Source organism: Tenacibaculum bernardetii (assembly GCF_029125915.1).
GTDB classification, from domain to species: domain Bacteria; phylum Bacteroidota; class Bacteroidia; order Flavobacteriales; family Flavobacteriaceae; genus Polaribacter; species Polaribacter bernardetii.
In genome coordinates this window covers 25,050-45,054 of record NZ_JAQJCU010000014.1, presented here as the reverse complement: position 1 = coordinate 45,054, position 20,005 = coordinate 25,050, and the positions used below count along the sequence as shown (strand labels likewise).

General features: G+C 30.9%; 20 protein-coding genes. 14 read left to right on the top strand and 6 right to left on the bottom strand.

The features are described 5' to 3' along the window. Nucleotides 1-288 precede the first annotated feature (288 nt). Nucleotides 289-3,261 (top strand): DEAD/DEAH box helicase, encoded by a 2,973-nt coding sequence (locus tag P2G10_RS11080; RefSeq protein WP_275316618.1) that lies wholly within the window; start codon nucleotides 289-291, stop codon nucleotides 3,259-3,261. A gap of 406 nt (nucleotides 3,262-3,667) precedes the next feature. Here P2G10_RS11080 and rocD read toward each other — a convergent pair whose 3' ends face one another. After that, nucleotides 3,668-4,948: an ornithine--oxo-acid transaminase gene (gene rocD, locus P2G10_RS11075; protein WP_275316617.1), complete on the bottom strand. Its 1,281-nt coding sequence runs from the start codon at nucleotides 4,946-4,948 to the stop codon at nucleotides 3,668-3,670. A gap of 255 nt (nucleotides 4,949-5,203) precedes the next feature. On the opposite strand from rocD, the gene P2G10_RS11070 reads away from it, so the two are divergent. The 11 genes from P2G10_RS11070 (at nucleotide 5,204) to P2G10_RS11020 (ending at nucleotide 13,450) form a co-directional block, all read left to right on the top strand. Beyond that, nucleotides 5,204-5,680 (top strand): lipocalin family protein, encoded by a 477-nt coding sequence (locus P2G10_RS11070; protein ID WP_275316615.1) that lies wholly within the window; start codon nucleotides 5,204-5,206, stop codon nucleotides 5,678-5,680. A gap of 14 nt (nucleotides 5,681-5,694) precedes the next feature. After that, nucleotides 5,695-6,390 carry a YiaD family glycine zipper/OmpA-like lipoprotein gene (locus P2G10_RS11065; RefSeq protein WP_275316614.1) on the top strand — a complete coding sequence of 232 codons (696 nt, stop codon included), beginning with the start codon at nucleotides 5,695-5,697 and terminating at the stop codon, nucleotides 6,388-6,390. 105 nt (nucleotides 6,391-6,495) lie between these two features. After that, a complete protein-coding gene (rlmD, locus tag P2G10_RS11060; protein WP_275316613.1) occupies nucleotides 6,496-7,947 on the top strand; it encodes a 23S rRNA (uracil(1939)-C(5))-methyltransferase RlmD in 1,452 nt (483 codons plus the stop codon). A gap of 7 nt (nucleotides 7,948-7,954) precedes the next feature. Continuing rightward, nucleotides 7,955-8,434: a DUF6452 family protein gene (locus P2G10_RS11055; RefSeq protein WP_275316612.1), complete on the top strand. Its 480-nt coding sequence runs from the start codon at nucleotides 7,955-7,957 to the stop codon at nucleotides 8,432-8,434. Beyond that, nucleotides 8,415-9,113, top strand: a complete 699-nt coding sequence (locus tag P2G10_RS11050; protein ID WP_275316610.1) for a DUF6048 family protein — start codon at nucleotides 8,415-8,417, stop codon at nucleotides 9,111-9,113. Before P2G10_RS11055 ends, P2G10_RS11050 begins: the two co-directional genes overlap by 20 nt. Before the next feature lie 60 nt (nucleotides 9,114-9,173). Further along, the gene (locus P2G10_RS11045; protein ID WP_218772704.1) at nucleotides 9,174-10,121 is read left to right on the top strand and encodes an isopenicillin N synthase family dioxygenase; all 948 of its coding nucleotides are present in this window, start codon (nucleotides 9,174-9,176) and stop codon (nucleotides 10,119-10,121) included. A 4-nt stretch (nucleotides 10,122-10,125) separates the two neighbouring features. Next, nucleotides 10,126-10,449 carry a translation initiation factor gene (locus P2G10_RS11040; RefSeq protein ID WP_218772705.1) on the top strand — a complete coding sequence of 108 codons (324 nt, stop codon included), beginning with the start codon at nucleotides 10,126-10,128 and terminating at the stop codon, nucleotides 10,447-10,449. Between the two features lie 145 nt (nucleotides 10,450-10,594). Then, nucleotides 10,595-11,539: a DUF1835 domain-containing protein gene (locus tag P2G10_RS11035; RefSeq protein ID WP_338056318.1), complete on the top strand. Its 945-nt coding sequence runs from the start codon at nucleotides 10,595-10,597 to the stop codon at nucleotides 11,537-11,539. Further along, nucleotides 11,540-12,409, top strand: coding sequence for a nucleoside phosphorylase (locus P2G10_RS11030; protein ID WP_275316608.1), 870 nt, complete (start codon nucleotides 11,540-11,542; stop codon nucleotides 12,407-12,409). Next, on the top strand, nucleotides 12,409-13,269 hold the full coding sequence (locus P2G10_RS11025; protein WP_218772707.1) for a substrate-binding domain-containing protein: 861 nt from the start codon (nucleotides 12,409-12,411) through the stop codon (nucleotides 13,267-13,269). The genes P2G10_RS11030 and P2G10_RS11025 overlap by 1 nt, the downstream gene beginning before the upstream one ends. Nucleotides 13,270-13,288: 19 nt before the next feature. Then, a complete protein-coding gene (locus tag P2G10_RS11020; protein WP_218772708.1) occupies nucleotides 13,289-13,450 on the top strand; it encodes a hypothetical protein in 162 nt (53 codons plus the stop codon). A 55-nt stretch (nucleotides 13,451-13,505) separates the two neighbouring features. Here the strand turns inward: P2G10_RS11020 and P2G10_RS11015 are convergent, their stop codons facing one another. Then, complete coding sequence (locus P2G10_RS11015) at nucleotides 13,506-14,147, bottom strand: protein-L-isoaspartate(D-aspartate) O-methyltransferase (protein ID WP_218772709.1); 642 nt, start codon at nucleotides 14,145-14,147, stop codon at nucleotides 13,506-13,508. 197 nt (nucleotides 14,148-14,344) lie between these two features. Between P2G10_RS11015 and P2G10_RS11010 the strand changes: the two genes are divergently transcribed. Both P2G10_RS11010 and P2G10_RS11005 read left to right on the top strand, forming a co-directional pair. Then, nucleotides 14,345-15,310 carry a Gfo/Idh/MocA family protein gene (locus tag P2G10_RS11010; protein ID WP_218772710.1) on the top strand — a complete coding sequence of 322 codons (966 nt, stop codon included), beginning with the start codon at nucleotides 14,345-14,347 and terminating at the stop codon, nucleotides 15,308-15,310. Between the two features lie 15 nt (nucleotides 15,311-15,325). Continuing rightward, nucleotides 15,326-16,213 (top strand): 3-hydroxybutyryl-CoA dehydrogenase, encoded by an 888-nt coding sequence (locus P2G10_RS11005; RefSeq protein WP_218772711.1) that lies wholly within the window; start codon nucleotides 15,326-15,328, stop codon nucleotides 16,211-16,213. 79 nt (nucleotides 16,214-16,292) lie between these two features. Here P2G10_RS11005 and P2G10_RS11000 read toward each other — a convergent pair whose 3' ends face one another. The 4 genes from P2G10_RS11000 to P2G10_RS10985 form a co-directional block, all read right to left on the bottom strand. Then, complete coding sequence (locus P2G10_RS11000) at nucleotides 16,293-16,745, bottom strand: YybH family protein (RefSeq protein ID WP_275316607.1); 453 nt, start codon at nucleotides 16,743-16,745, stop codon at nucleotides 16,293-16,295. Then, the gene (locus tag P2G10_RS10995; protein ID WP_275316605.1) at nucleotides 16,745-17,698 is read right to left on the bottom strand and encodes an AAA family ATPase; all 954 of its coding nucleotides are present in this window, start codon (nucleotides 17,696-17,698) and stop codon (nucleotides 16,745-16,747) included. Before P2G10_RS10995 ends, P2G10_RS11000 begins: the two co-directional genes overlap by 1 nt. 107 nt (nucleotides 17,699-17,805) lie before the next feature. Then, nucleotides 17,806-19,185, bottom strand: coding sequence for a peptidylprolyl isomerase (locus P2G10_RS10990; RefSeq protein WP_275316604.1), 1,380 nt, complete (start codon nucleotides 19,183-19,185; stop codon nucleotides 17,806-17,808). Next, nucleotides 19,148-20,005 (bottom strand): hypothetical protein, encoded by an 858-nt coding sequence (locus P2G10_RS10985; protein WP_275316603.1) that lies wholly within the window; start codon nucleotides 20,003-20,005, stop codon nucleotides 19,148-19,150. The genes P2G10_RS10990 and P2G10_RS10985 overlap by 38 nt, the downstream gene beginning before the upstream one ends.

Sequence of the window (20,005 nt, the reverse complement as noted above, 5' to 3'; positions counted from 1 at the left end):
TTTTACTATTAGATAAAAGTATTCAACTTTACTTCATTTACTGTCAGGTCGAGCGCAGTCGAAACCTATTTTTTTTTAAGAACCTGTAATTTCTCGACTGCACTCGAGCAAATAATTTAGATGTTTTTCAGCTTTAAAAAACAATTTGTTATTTCATTAAATACGAATCAGTTAAAAACTTGTTGATTTTTTGGTTGATAAAAAGACGAAGCCTAGTAATTTTCAAGTTGATAATTATACTACTTTCGCCTTCCTTATCAATTTACAAATTCAGGATTTATTCAGCGCATGGAAAACGAAAAAAACTGGTTACAATATTACAAAAACAGCTTATCTGATAGTGAAAACCTAGCTATTGATATTTCTAAAATCAAGAATTTATTTCACCAACAATCTTCAGATTTAAGTAATGCGCTCATCAACTCTAAACAAGCAAATGAATTACTAGATGTAGAAGAACGACGTATTAATCGTTTAAAAGGAATCACCAAAAAAGATAGTAATAAGTGGTATAAAGTTGAAGAAACCAAAATACTTATTTCTCCTTTTCATTTAGAATACCAAACGGATAATCTTAAATTTAAGCAACGTCACATTCATCCTTTTTGGATTGTTGCCGTTGTAAATCGCTCAGGGCAATTATCGGCTCCTAAAGAATTGTTTCCTTTAATTGTTCGTAATTATTTAACGCCAGTTGCCGATGTTAAAAATGATTTTATTTTTTCTGAAATAGACACTATTTTAGATGCCAAAGAACTTGAAGCTCCAGAAACTGAATATGAAGAAGACGTTGTTTCGTGGGGGGAATATTGGGATTATATAAATGATATTTTTTCGGCAATAACCAACAGTAATTTAAATAACTATCAAGCAGAAAGATATAACACACAATATCAACTTACTTATTTTGCCATCAGTTCTAAAATTTCAACAGCAAAGAGTATTCTGTTTTTATATGAAAACTTGCTGAAGAACGAAGAAGAATTACCAATTTTATCAAAAATAATAGATCCTACTGCAAAAAAAAGAATAGAAGCTGTTACCGATACTGGTTTTTTAAATTACAATCATTTGCATTTAGGTCAAATGTCTAATGAGTTCCCGTTATCTGTAAGTCAACGTAAAACGTTGCTCTCTTATTTAACCGCCGAAGAAAATGCTGTTACTGCAGTAAACGGACCTCCAGGAACCGGAAAAACAACACTTTTACAAAGTTTAGTAGCAACCGAATTTGTAAAAGCGGCAATTGCAGGGCAAGATGCTCCTGTAATTTTAGCTTGTTCTAACAACAACCAAGCTGTTACCAATATTATTGATAGTTTTGTTAATTCTGAAAGCTCGATGGAAGAATTAGCAGCGCGTTGGATTCCTGATTTTAACGGATACGCAACCTATTTGCCTTCTAACTCTAAAAGTGAAAAAGCCTTAAAAAATATCAATTTCTTAAAAGGAAATATGTTTGGTAATGAAGGCACTTTATGCAATCTAGAAGATGAAAAATACCTAAACGAAGCCGAATATTACTTTTTAACAAACTATTGCAATTATTTTAATGCAGAAACAAATTCTTTAGAAGATGTTTGCGATGCATTACAAAACGAGATCATTACCATTGAAGATACATTAATTGACGGAGTTCAGTTTTCTGCCGATTATATAACTTCAATCAATTACATTAATAACATTCTTTTAAACGAAACAGATTATATTCAAAAAGACGCTTTTAAAATAGGTAGTCTTAAAGAATGGCGAACTGTACTTACCAATTTAAAATCAGCCACAAAACAAGCCGATTTTATTGATCAAGTAAAAAAATATTTTAAAACTGATATTGCTGAAAACAGTCAGGAACATATTTTTAAAATCACTGAAGAAACCATTGCTAGTAACGAAAAAACAATTGTTTTTATTAAAGAATGCATCGCTAATTTAAATTTAGCACTACAAGCAAATCTAAAATTAAAAAATTGGAAAGCTGAAAATAAAATTAAAGGATTTCCTTTTGTATCAGAAGAACAAATGTGGACCAATGAATATGAAAAAATCAGCTCTAAAGACAATTCGCAACGTTTTTTTTATGATGAGATTGATATGGAATTACGTCATAAAGCTTTTTTATTAGCAGTTCATTATTGGGAAGCGCGTTGGTTATTAGCTACAAAAGATGCCTTTGAAAATAATACCGAAAAAGGAACAGGAGAAAATGCTATTAAGAATAAATGGAAACGCAGAGCAATGTTAACACCTTGTTTTGTAGCTACTTTTTATATGGCACCGAGTCATTTTTTATACAGTCAATTTCAAGGAGAAGATGAAAACGGAAAACCTATTTTCGAATATCTTCCTTTATACAATTTTTTAGATCTTTTAATTATTGATGAAGCTGGTCAGGTAACTCCCGAAGTTAGTATTCCTGTATTTTCATTGGCTCAAAAAGCTTTTGTGATAGGCGATTTAAAGCAAATTGAACCTATTTGGTCTATTCCTCAAAAAATTGACGTTGGTAATTTAACCAGTTTAAACATGCTTCAAAATGAAAATGATGAAGATTATTTAACAAAAATGGGCTTTTTAGCATCGAGTGGTAGCATTATGAAAATGGCGCAAAATGCCTGTGAATTCGAAACACCTTTAGCTACTGAAAAAGAACAAGGATTGGTGTTATTAGAACACCGAAGATGTAACGATGAAATTATTAGTTTTTGTAACGAACTTGCTTACAACGGTATTTTAAAACCTATGAAAGGAAAAGCTAAAGACACTCAAGTTTTCCCATCAATGATGGCATACCATGTAGAAGGCTTTAGTGAACGTAAATTTAACAGTCGTTGCAATATAAACGAAGTAAAAGCCATTATCACCTGGTTACAACAAAATAAAGAAAAGATACAAGAAGCCTATAATATTGAAACTATCGAAAGTGTTTTAGGTATTATCACGCCATTTGCAAGTCAGAAAGGCGAATTATCTAAAGCTTTAACCGAAGCTGGTTTTAAGGTAAATAACATTAAGCTAGGTACCGTACATGCTCTACAAGGCGCTGAACGAAACATTATATTGTTCAGTTCTGTATATTCTAACGAAGATGAAGGCACTATGTTTTTTGAAAAAGACAACAAGCCAAACATGTTAAATGTGGCCGTTTCTAGAGCCAAAGAAAGTTTTATTTTATTTGGTGATACCCAAATTTTTGATGAAACGAAAAACACTCCTTCTGGTATTTTAAAAAAGCATTTAAACGTGTACGAAATGGAGAAGTAATATTTAAGAACCTGTTTAAATTTCATTTAAAAACATTTTATAGCTGAAAACCGAATCCGTCTAACTGAATTTATTTCAGTTTCGCATCCTGATTTACCTTAGCTTAGCTTATTTATTAACTTTATGCAATGCTGAAATAAATTCAGCATGACGTTTGAATATTAAAAAAACACTTTAATTAAAGTTTAAACAGACTATAAAGCTCTTATATTTTTTTGGAAGCTATTTCCCGCTTTCCGTGCTCGCTCTCTGCGAGGAGCTCAAACAAACACTACAATCGGGGCTAAGTCTATTTATTCAGTTTTGTCTTTAATTATAAGATCTATTTTATCCTTTAGAAAACAAGAACACAAAAAAAGGAACGATCAAAATCGTTCCTTTTTTATATTTTTAAGATTCTAAAAAATTATTTTTTAAAATCAGAAATTGTTGTCTTAATAATATCGATACACTCCATTAATTGCGCTTCCGTCATTACTAAAGGTGGCGCAAAACGAATAATATTTCCGTGTGTTGGTTTTGCTAATAAACCGTTATCACGTAATTTCATACAAATATCCCAAGCAGTAGAGCTATCTTCAGTATCGTTAATTAAAATAGCATTTAACAACCCTTTACCTCTTACCGATTTTACTAAATCATTACCTTTTGCAAACTCAGACAATTCTGTTCTAAAAATCTCACCCAAAGTATATGCTTTCTCTGCTAAATTTTCTTCCTGAACAACTTCTAAGGCAGCAATAGCAACAGCCGCTGCAACTGGATTACCACCAAAAGTAGAACCATGATTTCCTGGTTTAATAACATTCATAATGTTATCATTTGCTAATACAGCAGAAACTGGATAAGCGCCTCCTGAAAGTGCTTTTCCTAAAATTAAAATATCCGCTTTTATTTCTGGTTCACCAGAACAATTTTTATCTGCACATGAACAATTACCACAAGTAGCCAATAAACGACCTGTTCTTGCAATTCCTGTTTGTACTTCATCAGCAATAAAAAGCACATTATGCTTAGCACATAATTCCTTTGCCGCTGCTAAATATCCTTCGGTTGGCACATATACACCTGCTTCACCTTGAATTGGCTCTACTAAGAAACCCGCAATATTTTTATCACTTTCTAAAACTTCTTCTAAAGCTTTTAAGTTATCATATTCTATTTTAATAAACCCATCTGTGTAAGGTCCAAAGTTCTTACGCGCTACAGGGTCATTAGAAAAAGAGATGATAGTTGTTGTACGCCCGTGAAAGTTATTTTCACAAACTACTATTTGTGCATCATTTTCATTAATACCTTTTACTTCATATGCCCACTTTCTACATAATTTCAAAGCAGTTTCTACCGCTTCTGCACCTGTATTCATTGGCAATAATTTATCGAAACCAAAAAGTTCGGTAGCAAATTTTTCATATTTACCTAACATGTCGTTATAAAATGCACGAGAAGTTAAGGTTAATGTTTTTGCTTGCTCTACCATTGCTCCAACAATTCTTGGATGACAATGTCCTTGGTTTACTGCAGAATATGCAGATAAGAAGTCGTAATACTTTTTACCTTCAACATCCCATACATATACACCTTCACCTTTACTAAGTACTACTGGTAACGGGTGGTAGTTATGTGCTCCGTATTTACTCTCTAATTCAATCGCTTGTTGCGAAGTTAATTGGTCTAAAACAGCCATTTTTAAAATAATTTTTAATTCATAAAAAACTATTCCTGTTCTACCTTTATTCTTTCAATAGTATTGTATAACCTTATATTTATAAACTTTGAAAAAGCAGCGTGGGAAAGAAATCATCCCTAAAAAACAAAACTATTAAATTTTAGCGACTTTACAAGAATCAAAGTATCTTAAATGAGTTAAAGTTAATTTTAGATGAATCACTGATAACAATAAAATAGCTTTAAATTTGTATCATATTTAAAAACACAGAACATGAAAAAAATTTTAACAATTTTAGTAGCTTCAGTGCTATTTATTAGCTGTAAATCTACTTCAGTCGTAAATACTAAGTTAGATGGAAAAACGGAGCGAATGCTTAAAGGAGATTGGATAATGACTTCAGTTAACTTTCCTGGTTCAGACTATTTAAAAGTAAATTCATTTAATATAGAAGATTCTAAATGTTTTATTGGCAGTAACTGGAGCTTTGTTTCTAATAACAATAAAGGTCAAATGAGTCTTAATAATCCAGCTACTTCTTGTAGAGAATTTAATTCTCCAATAACTTGGTATATTAATAAAAGTGATGAATTTGTTTTAAAAATAATTAATGACCACAAGGCAAAAAAAGTTAACACTGGTTTTGTGTTAAGTATTAATAATGTAACAGAAACAAGTTTCGATCTAGTTGATAAAATTAATGTCGCTAGCGAGATTAAAAACATAACATATTCATTTCAAAGAAAGTAATTAAAAAACATATTATGAAAAAAACAATTATATACAGTTTATTCGCATTAGTTATAACTAGTAGTACAATTACATCTTGTAATTCAATCAAAAATGCTAACAACACTCAAAAAGGAGCGGCTATAGGTACAACAGCAGGTGCTCTTTTAGGTGCTGTTCTTGGTAATAATGTAGGAAACGGAAAAAACTCTGAATTAGGAGCCGTATTAGGTGGTGTTATTGGTGGAGTTGCAGGTGGAGTTATCGGTAACAAAATGGATAAGCAAGCACGTGAAATTGAAGAAGCATTACCTGGTGCTGAAGTAGAAAGAGTTGGTGAGGGTATTATGTTAACTTTAGGTGAAAATTCGGTTAGATTTAACACAAATCAATCTACTTTAACTACAACGGCTAAAGCGAACCTAAATAAATTAGTACCTGTTTTTAACAACTATAAAAACACAAACATTGTTATTTATGGTTATACAGATATTACTGGTAAAGCAGAATATAACCAAGCGCTTTCAGCAAGAAGAGCTAGCTCTGTAAAAAACTATTTATCGCAAATGGGAATTGACATCACAAGATTCGAAACAAAAGGTTTAGGTATTCAAGATCCTATTGCTTCTAACGAAACATCAGAAGGTAGAAGTAAAAACAGACGTGTAGAGTTTGCGATTTTGGCAAACGAAAAAATGGTTAAAGAAGCCAAAAAAGAAGCAGGAAATTAAACAACATATTTCTTTCATAAAAAAGACTACTCAAATGAGTAGTCTTTTTTGTATCAACAAACCATATCTTTTCATAATTTTGCAATCCATAAATTATAGTTTACAATGCCACGTAGAGAACGAAATAAGTTTGTTAAAAAAAATCAAGTTTTAGAATTAAAAATTGAAGATTATGCCTTCGGCGGAAAAGGAATTGCGAGAATTCATTCTGAAGAAGGAAGCTTTGTTGTTTTTGTTCCTAACACATTACCAGGGCAATTAGTAAAAGCTCAAATTGGTAAATCGAGTAAAAAATATGCCGAAGCAAAATTAATTGATGTTTTAGAACCTTCTGAAAATGAAGTTGAAGTTCCGTTTCAAGACATTCCTGGTGCTCCGTATATTCAATTACCAATCGATTTACAACATCAATATAAAAAAGAAAGCACCTTATCCTTATTTCAAAGAATAGGGAAAGTTGAAAATATTGAGGACTTGTTTGATGAATTTATTACTTCACCAAATGTATTTCATTATCGAAATAAAATGGAGTATGGTTTTTCGGCTATTGGTTACGACAGAGAAAATAAAACAGATGCTGACTTTTTTACCTTAGGATTTAAACGTCGCGGAGTTTGGTGGATGGGAGATAATTTAGATAAAGATTCTGGATTATTTGACGCTCAAGTTGAGGATAATTTAAAGGTAATTCGAGAATACTGTGAAAAAACCGGTTTAACTCCTTGGCACGGACCTAAAAAAGAAGGTTTCTTTAGGTACTTTGTAGTTCGTAAATCGTACAAAACAAACGAGTTATTATTTAATTTAGTAACGACATCTTACGACTTACCTAAATTTGATATGCAAGCTTTTGTTGCATTGTTAAAAGATATTTTTGGTGATCGTTTAGCCGGTTTATTACATACTATAAATGATGAAGTTGGTGATAGAACAATAGCTACATCTGGAAGTATAGAATTAGTTACCGGAAAAGATAAAATTGTAGAAGAATTATTAGGTTTAAATTTTGAAATTAGTATGAAAAGCTTCTTTCAAACAAACCCTAAATCTGCCGAAAAATTATACACAAAAGTTGTTGATTATGCTTTAGAAAATAAAGAGGCTATAGACAATACTGTGGTAATGGATCTTTTTTGTGGTACCGGAACTATTGGTCAAATTTTAGCATCAAGAAGCGAAAATGCAAAAATAGTTGGTGTTGATATTGTTGCATCAGCAATTGAAGATGCTAAGAAAAATGCAAAGCGAAACAACATAGAAGGTTTACAATTTTATGCTGCCGATGTTGGTAAATTCTTAAAAGAACACCCACAATATCAGAATAAAATTAGAACAATTATCTTAGATCCAGCTCGTGCAGGTATTGCTCCGAAAACATTAACCAAAATCATCAACTTAAATGCAGATAGAATGGTTTATGTATCTTGTAACCCAGCAACGCAAGCACGTGATACGGAACAACTAATGCAGGCAGGTTACTTTATTAAAAAAATTAGTTTAGTAGATCAGTTTCCGCATACAGCACATATAGAAACCGTTGTTTTATTTGAAAAATAAATCTTAAATGAAAAAATACCTCTTTATTATATTTATTTGTTTGATAGGAATTTCATCTTGTGAAAAGGATGATTTCTGTGTTCAAGATTCTATAACACCTAATTTAGTTTTGCGCTTTTATGATAAAGACGATGTATTTCAACTAAAACAAGTGGAACGTTTTTCTATAATAGCCCAAGGAAAAACAGACAGCCTTTTTACAAATAGAACTACAGATAGTATTGCTATTCCGTTAAATTCTTTATCTGAAGAAACTGTTTACACACTTAAAATGAATAATATTGATGGTAGTAAAGCTACAAACCAAACAGCAACACTTACTATAAAATATGATTCTGAAGATGATTATATTTCTCGTTCTTGTGGTTTTAGAGTTATATTTAAAGATGTAAATCTAGAACACACAGGTTGGATAAATAATTTATCTACTTCAACAATTTCAAATATTAATAATCAAACAAACGCGCATGTACAAGTATATTATTAGTCTCTGTTTGATTGTTATTTATGCAAATGGGTATTCACAAAAAAAAGAAATATCAGAAGCGAAAAAAGATAGTATAACATATAAAACTGGTTACGGATTACGTTTAGGTGTTGATATTAGCCGACCTGTATTAGCAATCGTTGATAAAAGTTATAGCGGTTTAGAATTGGTCGCTGATTATCGTGTTTCTAAAAAATGGTATCTAGCTACCGAGCTTGGCTATGAAGAGGAAATAACCTTTGAAGACTTTACTAAATCAACATCAAAAGGAAGCTTTATAAGACTTGGTGCAAATTTTAATGCCTACCAAAACTGGTTAGACATGAATAACGAAATTTATGTAGGTATGCGTTATGGTTTTGCTCTTTTCGATCAGACTTTAAACAGCTATCAATCAAATGTAGGAAGCACTTATTTTCCGTCTAACACTATTGAAACTCCTATTGCAGAAACAGGTTTAACTGCTCATTGGACTGAATTTCAATTAGGTATAAAGGTTGAGACTTTTAAAAATTTATTTTTAAGCGCAGGCTTTTCTTATAAAATAATGCTAAGTTTAGACGATCAGAAGAACTTTAAAACCTTGTATGCACCCGGTTTTAATCGCGTATTTGAAAGCAACACTGGTTTTGGCTTCAATTACACAATCTCATATTTAATACCTTTTGTTAATAAGTAATTTTAGAGCTTACAGTTGATTTCATTAACTTTACACTCTGAATAATTAAACTTATTAACAATGAATAAAATTCCAAGCGTAAATTTAGCAGACTTTTTATCTGATGATAAAAGCAGAAAACAAAAATTCATCAATGAAATTGGTGACGCTTATGAGAATATAGGGTTTGTGGCTTTAAAAGGTCATTTCTTAGATGATGAATTAGTTGATAATTTATATACAGAAATAAAAAACTTTTTCGACTTACCTACAAACGTAAAAGAGAAGTATGAAATTCCGGGTATTGGCGGCCAAAGAGGTTATGTTTCTTTTGGTAAAGAAAGTGCTAAAGGAAAAAAAGAAGGAGATTTAAAAGAATTCTGGCATTTTGGACAATATGTAGATGCGGCTTCTAAATATGCAAACGAATATCCTGATAATGTAACTGTTGAGGAACTTGCAAAATTTAACGAAGTAGGTAAACAAACCTATCAAATGTTAGAAAAAACAGCAAAATACGTATTGCGTTCTTTAGCATTACATTTAGATTTAGAAGAAACTTACTTTGATAATTATATAAAGAATGGGAATAGTATTTTACGCCCTATTCACTATCCCCCTATTCAATCAGAGCCTAAAGGAGCTGAAAGAGCTGCTGCCCATGGAGACATTAATTTAATTACTTTATTAATGGGTGCTCAAGGAAAAGGATTACAAGTTCAAAATCATAAAGGAGATTGGATTGATGCTGTTGCACAACCTGATGAATTAATGATAAATGTTGGCGATATGCTATCACGTCACAGTAACAATAAATTAAAATCGACTATTCACCGAGTTACCAATCCGCCAAAAGAATCTTGGGGAACTTCTCGATACTCAATTCCGTTTTTTATGCACCCTATTTCTGAAATGAAATTAGATGTTTTAGAAAATTGTATCGATGAAAACAACCCGAAGAAATTTGATGATATTACTGCTGGTGAATTTTTAGATGAGCGTTTACGTGAATTAGGGTTGAAAAAATAGTACAATGGATTTACACGATCAATTAAAAAATTTATTTCCAGAACATAAAGAAACGGAAGTAAAAAAAGAAGAGAAATCAGAAATTTGGTTACAAGAGGATCCAATACTTTGTAAATATGAGAAACGCAAAGGAAAACCTATTACAATTTTAGATGGTTATACTGGTGCTACGAAAGATTTTAAAAAATTAGCAAAAGAAATTAAAACAACGCTAAGTGTTGGTGGCAGTTTTAAAGACGATAAAATAATTATTCAGGGAGATTATCGTGATAAAATAATGCAAATTTTAAAAGATAAAGGCTTTAATGTAAAACGCGTTGGAGGTTAAAAGTAAAAAAAGTCAAGAATTTAAATTCTTGACTTTTTTGCTTTTATATTAGCTAAGTATTAAAAAATCAACCAATTAACAATAACGTTATCAAATGAGCGTTATTATATAGAAAATTAAATACTCAACTAAAATCCCATTAAATATGATTTCCCCTAAATTACATATTACAAACGGAGACTTTACTACTAAAAGACTTGAAGAATTAAACTTTGAAGGTAAAGTTATTACATGGCGAGAAATGCTATGTGAAGGAAAAACTACTGCCGATGTTGGTAGTGAAAGTTTCTGGAAAATACGTTTCGAGTTTCTAAAAACATCTTATAAAGTTTCAAAACAAAAGTTTATCGATAATACTTTAAAAGAATATCGCAACCTTTGTAACGAAAAAGCTCAAGACGAAATTATACTTTGGTTTGAGCATGATTTATTTTGTCAAGTAAACATGCTTGCTGTAATTAGCTGGTTAAAACATTACCGAAAAGGACGACAAATATCATTAGTTTGTAGCGGAAAATTAAATACTCAAAAAAAGTTAGTAAGCTTATCAGAACTCTCAAAAAATCAACTACAAGAGCACTATAAAAACAAGATTACCTTAACGAAAGATGACATTGAATATGCCGATTATATTTGGCAATTATATTGTTCTGATAGTCCGTTACAGTTAGAAAACATTTATAAACTCGACAAAAATAATACTTTTAGCTACTTAGAAGAAACCATAAAAAACCATTTACTTCGCTTTCCATCAATTGAAAATGGTTTAAATCATATTGAAAATAGTATTTTAAAAACGGCAAACAACAATCAATTTGAAAGTAAAACACAATTGGTTAACAAGCTATTAATCAACCAAGAAAACTACGGATTTGCCGATTCTCAATATTTTAATAAAATTAATCAATTAAAAAACATGTTCACTTCTTTTAATCCTATTAAACTAAGTAAAATAGGTAAAAAAGTATTGCATCAACAAACAAATTATTATGGCAAAATACGTTCTGATTTTTCGTATCTTGGCGGGGCTAAAAAATACAGCTACTTATATGTAAACACTACAAATAAGCTGCTAAAAATCACATCATAAATGAATATTCAAAATTCTGAGCTTATCTTAAATCCTGATGGAAGCATATATCATCTAAATTTAAGACCAGAACACCTAGCTAACGATATTATTTTTGTTGGCGATCAATATCGTGTAGATAAAGTTTCACAACATTTTGACACCATTGAGTTTACAACTCAAAAACGTGAATTTAAAACAACTACAGGAACCTATAAAGGAAAACGCTTAACCGTGGTTTCTACCGGAATTGGTCCTGATAATATTGATATTGTTTTAAATGAATTAGATGCTTTGGTTAACATCGATTTAAAAACACGTAAAATAAAAGAAACACATACGCAATTAAATATTACACGTATCGGAACTTCGGGCTCTTTACAAGCTGATATTCCTGTAAATAGTTTCTTATTAAGTTCTCATGCGATCGATTTAAACGGAATGTTGTTATCATATCAAACAGCAGAAATAGCGCATCCAGAAATTGAGCAAGCTTTTATTGCGCAAACTAACTGGAACACTAAAAAATCATATCCACTGGTTGTTTCAAACGGAAAAAGCTTAGAAGATAAATTAATGTCTGGTATCGTTTTTAAAGGAATCACAGCTACCGCTGGAGGTTTTTATGGGCCACAAGGTCGTATTTTACGTTTACCTTTACAAGATGGAGATTTAAATAGAAAAATAGATAGCTTTAACCATAATGAAAACAGAATTACCAATTTAGAAATGGAAACTTCTGCTATTTATGGTCTATCAAAATTATTAGGCCATAATGCGGCCTCTATGAATGCTATAATTGCAAACAGAGCTAATGGTACTTTTAGTGAAGACCCTGGTAAAGTGGTGGCCGATTTAATTACATATACATTAGATAAATTAGTAGGATAATGCTAAACTTAAAAGTAGGTGGTGTACCAGAACACTTTAATTATCCTTGGTATATTACTTTAAAAAATAAAGAATTTACAAACCAAGGTATTAATTTACGTTGGCAAGATTTTCCTGGTGGTACAGGGCAAATGTGCAAAGCCCTCCGCTCTGGCGAAGTAGATATTGCTATTGTATTAACCGAAGGAATTATTAAAGATATCATTAATGGTAATCCTTCTAAAATAACACAAACCTTTGTTAAGAGTCCTTTAATATGGGGAATTCATGTTGGTGATAAATCAAAATTTAAAAAAATAGCTGATTTAGAAAATGCCACTGTAGCAATTAGCCGTTTTGGATCTGGTTCTCATTTAATGGCAATCGTAAACGCACACAATAACGGTTGGGATATTGATAACCTAAAGTTTAAAGTTGTTGGCGACCTACAAGGTGGTATTAATGCACTAACGAAGGGAGATGCAGATTACTTTATGTGGGAGCATTTTACCACAAAACCTTTAGTAGATAACAATACTTTTAGACGCCTAGGAGATTGCCCTACACCTTGGCCATGTTTTGTAGTGGCAGTTCGCAACGAAGTTTTAGAAAATAATTTTGAAGAAGTTAAAAATGTTTTAAATATCATTAATAATTGTACTGATGATTTTAAAGACATTCATAATATAGATGAAACTTTGGCGCACAGATACGAACAGAAGATAGAAGACATTCAAGAATGGTTATCTATAACCGAATGGAATGACGGTAAACCTATCTCTGAAGATTTAATTACCCAAATACAAAATAAAATGATTGGGTTTAACGTTATTGATTCGAAGAAAGACTCTGGTGAGTTAATTAGAAATATGTATATTTGATTTTTATAAAACAACAAAAATGAAAAAAGTAGTATTTATTGCAATTTGTGTCGTTAGTTTAATAGGTTTTTCTTCTTGCGGAAGTACAAATCCTTGTGGTTTAGCAAAAAATAATCAAACAAAACAAAACCAACATCAATCGGAAATTATTGTTGCAGATACAACAGAAATTTCTGAGTAACTTGATGTTTCTTTTTATTCAAATTCAATAAATCCGCTTTTATTAGGCGGATTTTTTAGTTTTTTTCTTCTAACATTGGTACGAATTTAAAATCACCCAATTCATATTTCTCAAACTCTTTTGGTGATTTTCTTACAAATAAAGTCATTATTTGCTCTTTATCTCCCACGGGAATCAACAACTTACCTCCTACTTTTATTTGTCCTAATAAAGCTTTTGGCACAAACGGAGCTCCTGCTGTAACAATAATTTGATCAAAAAGAGCTTCTTCTGGCAATCCTTTATAACCGTCACCAAAAATAAATCGTTTTGGACGATATCCTATTTTAGGTAAAAATCTTGACGTTCTTTTAAACAACTCATGTTGTCGTTCTATGGTAAAAACCTCTGCCTTTAACTCTAATAAAACAGCTGTTTGATACCCTGATCCTGTCCCTATTTCTAAAACTTTATCTCCTGGTTTTATTTTTAAAACCTGAGACTGAAATGCAACTGTATAAGGATGAGAAATTGTTTGATCTGCAGCAATAGGAAATGCTTTATTTTGATATGCGTGTGCCTCGAAACTGCTATCTATAAAAAGATGTCTCGGTATTTTTCGTATGGCGTTTAACACGTTTTCATCTTCAATCCCCTTTGTTTGTAAAACAATAGCTAATTGATTTCTAAGTCCTTGGTGTTTGGTAGTATCTATCACAAATGGTAAAATTTCAACAATTCAAAAATAGTAATAAATCTGTATAAAAGTGTATCTTTGTTTGCATTGCTTTTCTAGTGAAAACAGAAAAGCAAAATAGGTTAAAAACAATGGCATTTATAGATTAAATTGTTAAGTAATCTTCTGGTAAGAACTACTTCTTTTATTAAAAATGACCATACAAAATTAAACATACTATGTTAAAAGCTGGAGTTTTAGGTGCAGGTCATTTAGGTAAAATTCACTTGCGTTTGTTACAACAATCCGAAAAATATGAATTGGTAGGATTTTACGATTCTTATACTGAAAACGCTAAAAAAGTAGCAAAAGAATTTGGATATAAATTATTTGACTCTGTTGATGAGTTAATAGATGCTGTAGATGTTGTAGATATTGTTACACCAACATTATCTCACTTCGATTGTGCCAAACAAGCAATTGAAAAAGGAAAACACATTTTTATTGAAAAACCAATTACAAACACTTTACAAGAAGCTGAAGCTATTAGAACTTTAGCTAGTCAAAACCATATTCGTGGTCAAGTTGGTCATGTAGAACGTTTCAACCCTGCTTTTACAGCTGTAAAAGATATGATAGATACACCAATGTTTATCGAAACACATAGATTAGCCGAATTTAATCCTAGGGGAACTGATGTGCCTGTTGTTTTAGATTTAATGATTCATGATATTGATGTTATTTTATCGGTAGTAAAATCTAAAGTAAAAAACGTACATGCAAGCGGAGTTTCAGTTATTTCTGACACACCAGATATTGCCAATGCGCGTATTGAGTTTGAAAACGGATGTGTAGCAAACTTAACTTCTAGTAGAATTTCAATGAAAAACATGCGTAAAAGTCGCTTTTTTCAAAGAGATGCTTATATTTCTGTTGATTTCTTAGAGAAAAAATCAGAAGTGGTTAAAATGAAAGATGTTCCTGAGAATCCTGATGAATTTGCAATGATTCTTCAAAATGCTGAAGGTGTAAAAAAACAAATTTATTTCGACAATCCTGAGGTCGTTGAAAACAATGCTATTTTAGACGAGTTAGAATCGTTTGCTGATGCAATAAACAATAACACAACACCAATCGTATCATTAAGTCAAGGAACCGAAGCTTTACGCGTTGCTCACATGATAATTGATTGCTTTAAAAAATAATAAAACACACTAAAAATGAAAAATATCGCTGTAATTGGAGCAGGAACTATGGGTAACGGAATTGCGCATACATTTGCTCAATTTGGATACAATGTTCAACTTATTGATATATCTCAAACTGCCTTAGATAAAGGTTTAGCAACTATTACTAAGAATTTAGATAGAATGGTTGTTAAAGAAAAAATATCTGAAGAAGATAAAAATACAACTTTAGGTAACATCTCTACCTATACATCTATTAAAGAAGGTGTTCAATACGCTAGTTTAGTTGTTGAAGCTGCTACTGAAAATGTAGATTTAAAATTAAAAATATTTAAAAACTTAGATGAAGTTTGTCCTGAAGATACCATTTTGGCTACCAATACTTCTTCTATTTCTATCACACAAATCGCTGCAGTTACTAATAGACCCGAGAAAGTAATTGGAATGCATTTCATGAATCCGGTGCCAATCATGAAATTGGTTGAAATTATTAGAGGTTATAATACTACGGATGAAGTAATGAATTTTACGGTTGATTTAACTAAAAAAATAGGTAAAATACCTGTTGAAGTAAATGATTACCCTGGCTTTGTAGCTAACCGTATTTTAATGCCAATGATTAACGAATCTATCGAAACATTATACAATGGTGTTGCTGGTGTTGCTGAAATTGATACTGTAATGAAGTTAGGTATGGCGCACCCAATGGGACCTTTACAATTAGCTGATTTTATTGGTTTAGATGTTTGTTTGTCGATTTTAAATGTAATGTACGACGGATTTAAAAATCCTAAATATGCTCCTTGTCCTTTACTAGTAAACATGGTAAATGCTGGTAAATTAGGAAGTAAATCTGGTGAAGGTTTTTATGATTATAGCGAAAGTAGAAAAGCTGAAAAAGTAGCAAAGATGTTTTCATAAAAAATATTTTTGCGTCATAAAAAAGAGGCAATTTCAATTGAAATTGCCTCTTTTTTTGTTTTTTAAAGTATTTAACTTCTTAACACGAAGTATCTGCTATAATTTTCCATTCACCATTTATCTTTTTAAAAATAATCATAAACACTCCGTTTGCATTGCCTACTTTTCTTGTTAAATGATATGCTCCCATTACAAAATAAGCATCGTTATTTATCTTTGAAATATCGTTAACTTTAAACTTAAGCTCTCCGGAATAGTCTTTTGTAGGGTAGCCTTTTTTATAATTCGCTAAGGTTTTATCCCAGCCAAAAGTAATTCCATTACTTCCGTAAAACTTTAAAGAATCACTTTTCCAATAGCCTTGCATAAAACCTTCTAAATCGTGATTAGACCACGCTTTTTCTTGACTTCTCATTATAGCTATAATCTCTTTTTTTTCTGTTTCTTCTACTACATCAACTGTTACAATTTCTTTTTTACAAGAAATTATTATAGCTAAAAACAAGACACTAAGTACAAATAACTTTTTCATTAAAATAATGATTTAATAATTTCTTTAATTGTAATTCCTTCGGCTTCTGCTTTATAATTTTTAACGATTCTGTGTGATAATATCGGAATAGCAACTGCTTGAACATCTTCAATATCTGGAGAAAATTTTCCGTTTATCGCTGCATGCGCTTTTGCTGCTAAAATTAAGTTTTGTGAAGCTCTTGGTCCTGCACCCCAATCGATATATTTTTTAATTAGTTCTGTTGATTTATCTGATTTCGGACGTGTTTTTCCGACTAATCCAACTGCATATTCTACTACATTATCAGCTACAGGTATTCTTCTAATCAACTTTTGCAATTCTATAATTTCTTGTGATGATAAAATTGAAGTTACCTTTTGGCTAATTGTTGATGTGGTGCTTTTTACAACTTCAACCTCTTCTTCAAATGTTGGATATTCTAAATGAATAGAAAACATAAACCTATCTAACTGTGCTTCTGGTAAAGGATACGTTCCTTCTTGTTCAATAGGGTTTTGTGTCGCTAACACAAAAAAAGGTAAATCTAGCTTGTAATGATTAACCGAAATAGTAACCGATTTTTCTTGCATTGCTTCTAACAAAGCTGCTTGTGTTTTAGGTGGCGTACGGTTAATTTCATCCGCTAGAATAATATTAGAAAAAATGGGTCCTTTTATAAATTTAAACTGACGGTTTTCATCTAAAATTTCACTTCCTAAAATATCCGAAGGCATTAAATCGGGTGTAAACTGAATACGGCTAAATTGCAAACCTAATACATCAGAAATGGTATTTACTAGCAAAGTTTTTGCCAAACCGGGCACTCCTATTAAAAGAGAATGACCTCCGCAAAGAACAGACAATAAGGTATAATTTACAGCCTCTTGCTGCCCAATTATAACCTTACCTATTTCTTGTTGTAATTGACTAAACTTTTTTACTAAATTGTTTACAGCAGTAACGTCTGACATGAATTAAATTTTAAATGTTCTTTTTCAAAAAATCTTAATTTACAAACTATTATAAAATAAGATTCCCGCTAAACGCGGGAATCACAATATACTAAAATTATTAGTTCTTATTTGTTTTCTTTTTTCCAATCTTTTTCGAAAGTACAATCTTTATAATCGCTTCCTAATTTTATATACGTTTCTTGAATTTTCTCTTTAGTCCACTTTGCTATTGTTTCTTCTTTTTTCTTTGCTAATGCAAACTGTTGCATTCTTACATAATCTTCTACAAGGTCGGCTGTATGTGTTTCCGTTTTATCTTTCAATAAGATTACTTTATACATTTTTTCACCTTCTCGAGTTTCATCGTAAAAAACATCAGACAAATCACTTTTATTAAGTTCACTAATTCTACCAAATAAATCTGGAGCCATTCTTGTTAACTCAAAAGTAGTTTCTTGTGTATATGGGTTTATTAACAAACCTCCATTATTTTTTGTTTCCTCTTCTTCTGAATACTCTTTTACAGCTTCTTCAAAAGTTATCGTACCATCTTTTACATCTTTAACAATCTTTTCGATAGCTTCTTTTGTTTCACTTAATTTAGCATCAGAAATTTCTGGTTGCATTAATATATGAGAAACATCACGACCATTACCTCTTATTTTATTTAATAAAACAATATGGTATCCGAAAGGAGATTTAAATGGGTCTGAAATTTGACCTTCTTCTAATGAAAAAGCTACTTCTTTAAATTCTTTTACAAAACCAGTTTCTTTTGTAATTACTCCCATATTACCGCTATTTTGTGCAGCACTAGGATCGTCTGAATTTATAATTGCTTTTAACTTAAAACTTGCGCCTCCTTCAACTTGCTTTTTAATTTCATTAAGCTTGTTAATAATACGTTCGATTTCTTCTTTAGTTGGTTCTGCTTTTAAAACTAATTGAGCTATCTCTACCTCTGCTGGTATTTCTGGTAATTCTTCTTTATCTGCCAATCCTTTAAAATAAACTCGTATTTCTTCTGGAGTAACATCAATATCTTGCGTAATTTTTTGCTGTTCTTTTTCGATAAGAAGATTTTCTTTTTGTACTCTTTCCAATTCTTTCTTTAAATCTTCAATATCATTAAAACCATATGCTTTAACCACTTTTTCTTCACTACCATACTCATTAGTAAAGTAAGCTATACTTCTTGCGACTTTACTATCAATATCTGATTGCGTAACAACAACACTATCAATAACTGCATGATGGGCAAGCAATTTTTGTTCCATTAAGTCTTCTAACATTTCACAATTAGAAATCGTAATCTTACCCTCGCTTCTTTGCTCAACTTCTTGCTTAAATTTATCTATATCCGAATCTAAAACAATATTTTTACCAATAACTACTGCTACGCCATCTATTTTAGTTTCTTGTGCATTTATGGCACCTAAACTAGCTAAGAAAAAGGTAAATAAAATACTAGTATTCTTTAAAGTTTTTGTTTTGAATTGCATCATTTATCAACGTTTTTTCTATCTCTCTAATTAATTCTAATTTTCGTTTGTGTAAAATTATTTGTTTTATCCTCGGACTTACAAATAACAAAGGTGCTGTTGCATTTTTTGGCAACATATTTTTTACAGCGACCAAATATACTCCTAAACTATCTTCTTTTTGTATGTATTTAGATATTTTTAACAGTTTTTGATCAGTTTTTGACTCAAGAGCCGGAACTTTTTTCTGTAAATAAGAAAATGGTACCCAAGTTGAATCTTGTAGCCTATAAGATTTAAAGTTTAATAAATATCTTTCTAAATCTTCTCGCTCTACTTCATCTGAAGATTTAAAGTTTTTTATGGTTTCTTCTTTATCTAAAAAATCTTTACCAAAATGAATATACTCAAATTGCAAAAGTTCTTCGCTTAACTTGAAGTTTTCTTTATTTTTTTGATAATACAACTCTATTTCTTCTTGATTTACAACCGTATCTAATTGCTGTTTTATTAAACGCTCTTTGTAGCCATTTATATATAAACTCTTCTTATAATTATTTACTAATTTTTCTATCTTACCACTATTAACACCAGATATATTTTCTTCTGCTTTTGCTAGTAATAATTCTTTCTTTGCCCAAGAATTTATAAGGCCTTTTATGATTACCATACTATCTTTTTTGGTAATACCTTTGGGAATTAAATCAGCAATATCTTTCTTGTAAAGGTTTTTATTATAAACGGTAGCAATAGGCCTATGCTGTTCTACTCTTTTAGTTTTTAAACTAAAAAAATCACATGAAACAACAAGTATTATTATTAATAAAAGGATTATTTTCTTCAC

Bases quoted from the DNA above. Each gene is read 5' to 3' on its own strand.
- P2G10_RS11080 (WP_275316618.1), top strand. From the start codon at position 289: ATGGAAAACGAAAAAAACTGGTTACAATATTACAAAAACAGCTTATCT.
- rocD (WP_275316617.1), bottom strand. From the start codon at position 4,948: ATGGCTGTTTTAGACCAATTAACTTCGCAACAAGCGATTGAATTAGAG.
- P2G10_RS11070 (WP_275316615.1), top strand. From the start codon at position 5,204: ATGAAAAAAATTTTAACAATTTTAGTAGCTTCAGTGCTATTTATTAGC.
- P2G10_RS11065 (WP_275316614.1), top strand. From the start codon at position 5,695: ATGAAAAAAACAATTATATACAGTTTATTCGCATTAGTTATAACTAGT.
- rlmD (WP_275316613.1), top strand. From the start codon at position 6,496: ATGCCACGTAGAGAACGAAATAAGTTTGTTAAAAAAAATCAAGTTTTA.
- P2G10_RS11055 (WP_275316612.1), top strand. From the start codon at position 7,955: ATGAAAAAATACCTCTTTATTATATTTATTTGTTTGATAGGAATTTCA.
- P2G10_RS11050 (WP_275316610.1), top strand. From the start codon at position 8,415: ATGTACAAGTATATTATTAGTCTCTGTTTGATTGTTATTTATGCAAAT.
- P2G10_RS11045 (WP_218772704.1), top strand. From the start codon at position 9,174: ATGAATAAAATTCCAAGCGTAAATTTAGCAGACTTTTTATCTGATGAT.
- P2G10_RS11040 (WP_218772705.1), top strand. From the start codon at position 10,126: ATGGATTTACACGATCAATTAAAAAATTTATTTCCAGAACATAAAGAA.
- P2G10_RS11035 (WP_338056318.1), top strand. From the start codon at position 10,595: ATGATTTCCCCTAAATTACATATTACAAACGGAGACTTTACTACTAAA.
- P2G10_RS11030 (WP_275316608.1), top strand. From the start codon at position 11,540: ATGAATATTCAAAATTCTGAGCTTATCTTAAATCCTGATGGAAGCATA.
- P2G10_RS11025 (WP_218772707.1), top strand. From the start codon at position 12,409: ATGCTAAACTTAAAAGTAGGTGGTGTACCAGAACACTTTAATTATCCT.
- P2G10_RS11020 (WP_218772708.1), top strand. From the start codon at position 13,289: ATGAAAAAAGTAGTATTTATTGCAATTTGTGTCGTTAGTTTAATAGGT.
- P2G10_RS11010 (WP_218772710.1), top strand. From the start codon at position 14,345: ATGTTAAAAGCTGGAGTTTTAGGTGCAGGTCATTTAGGTAAAATTCAC.
- P2G10_RS11005 (WP_218772711.1), top strand. From the start codon at position 15,326: ATGAAAAATATCGCTGTAATTGGAGCAGGAACTATGGGTAACGGAATT.
- P2G10_RS11000 (WP_275316607.1), bottom strand. From the start codon at position 16,745: ATGAAAAAGTTATTTGTACTTAGTGTCTTGTTTTTAGCTATAATAATT.
- P2G10_RS10995 (WP_275316605.1), bottom strand. From the start codon at position 17,698: ATGTCAGACGTTACTGCTGTAAACAATTTAGTAAAAAAGTTTAGTCAA.
- P2G10_RS10990 (WP_275316604.1), bottom strand. From the start codon at position 19,185: ATGATGCAATTCAAAACAAAAACTTTAAAGAATACTAGTATTTTATTT.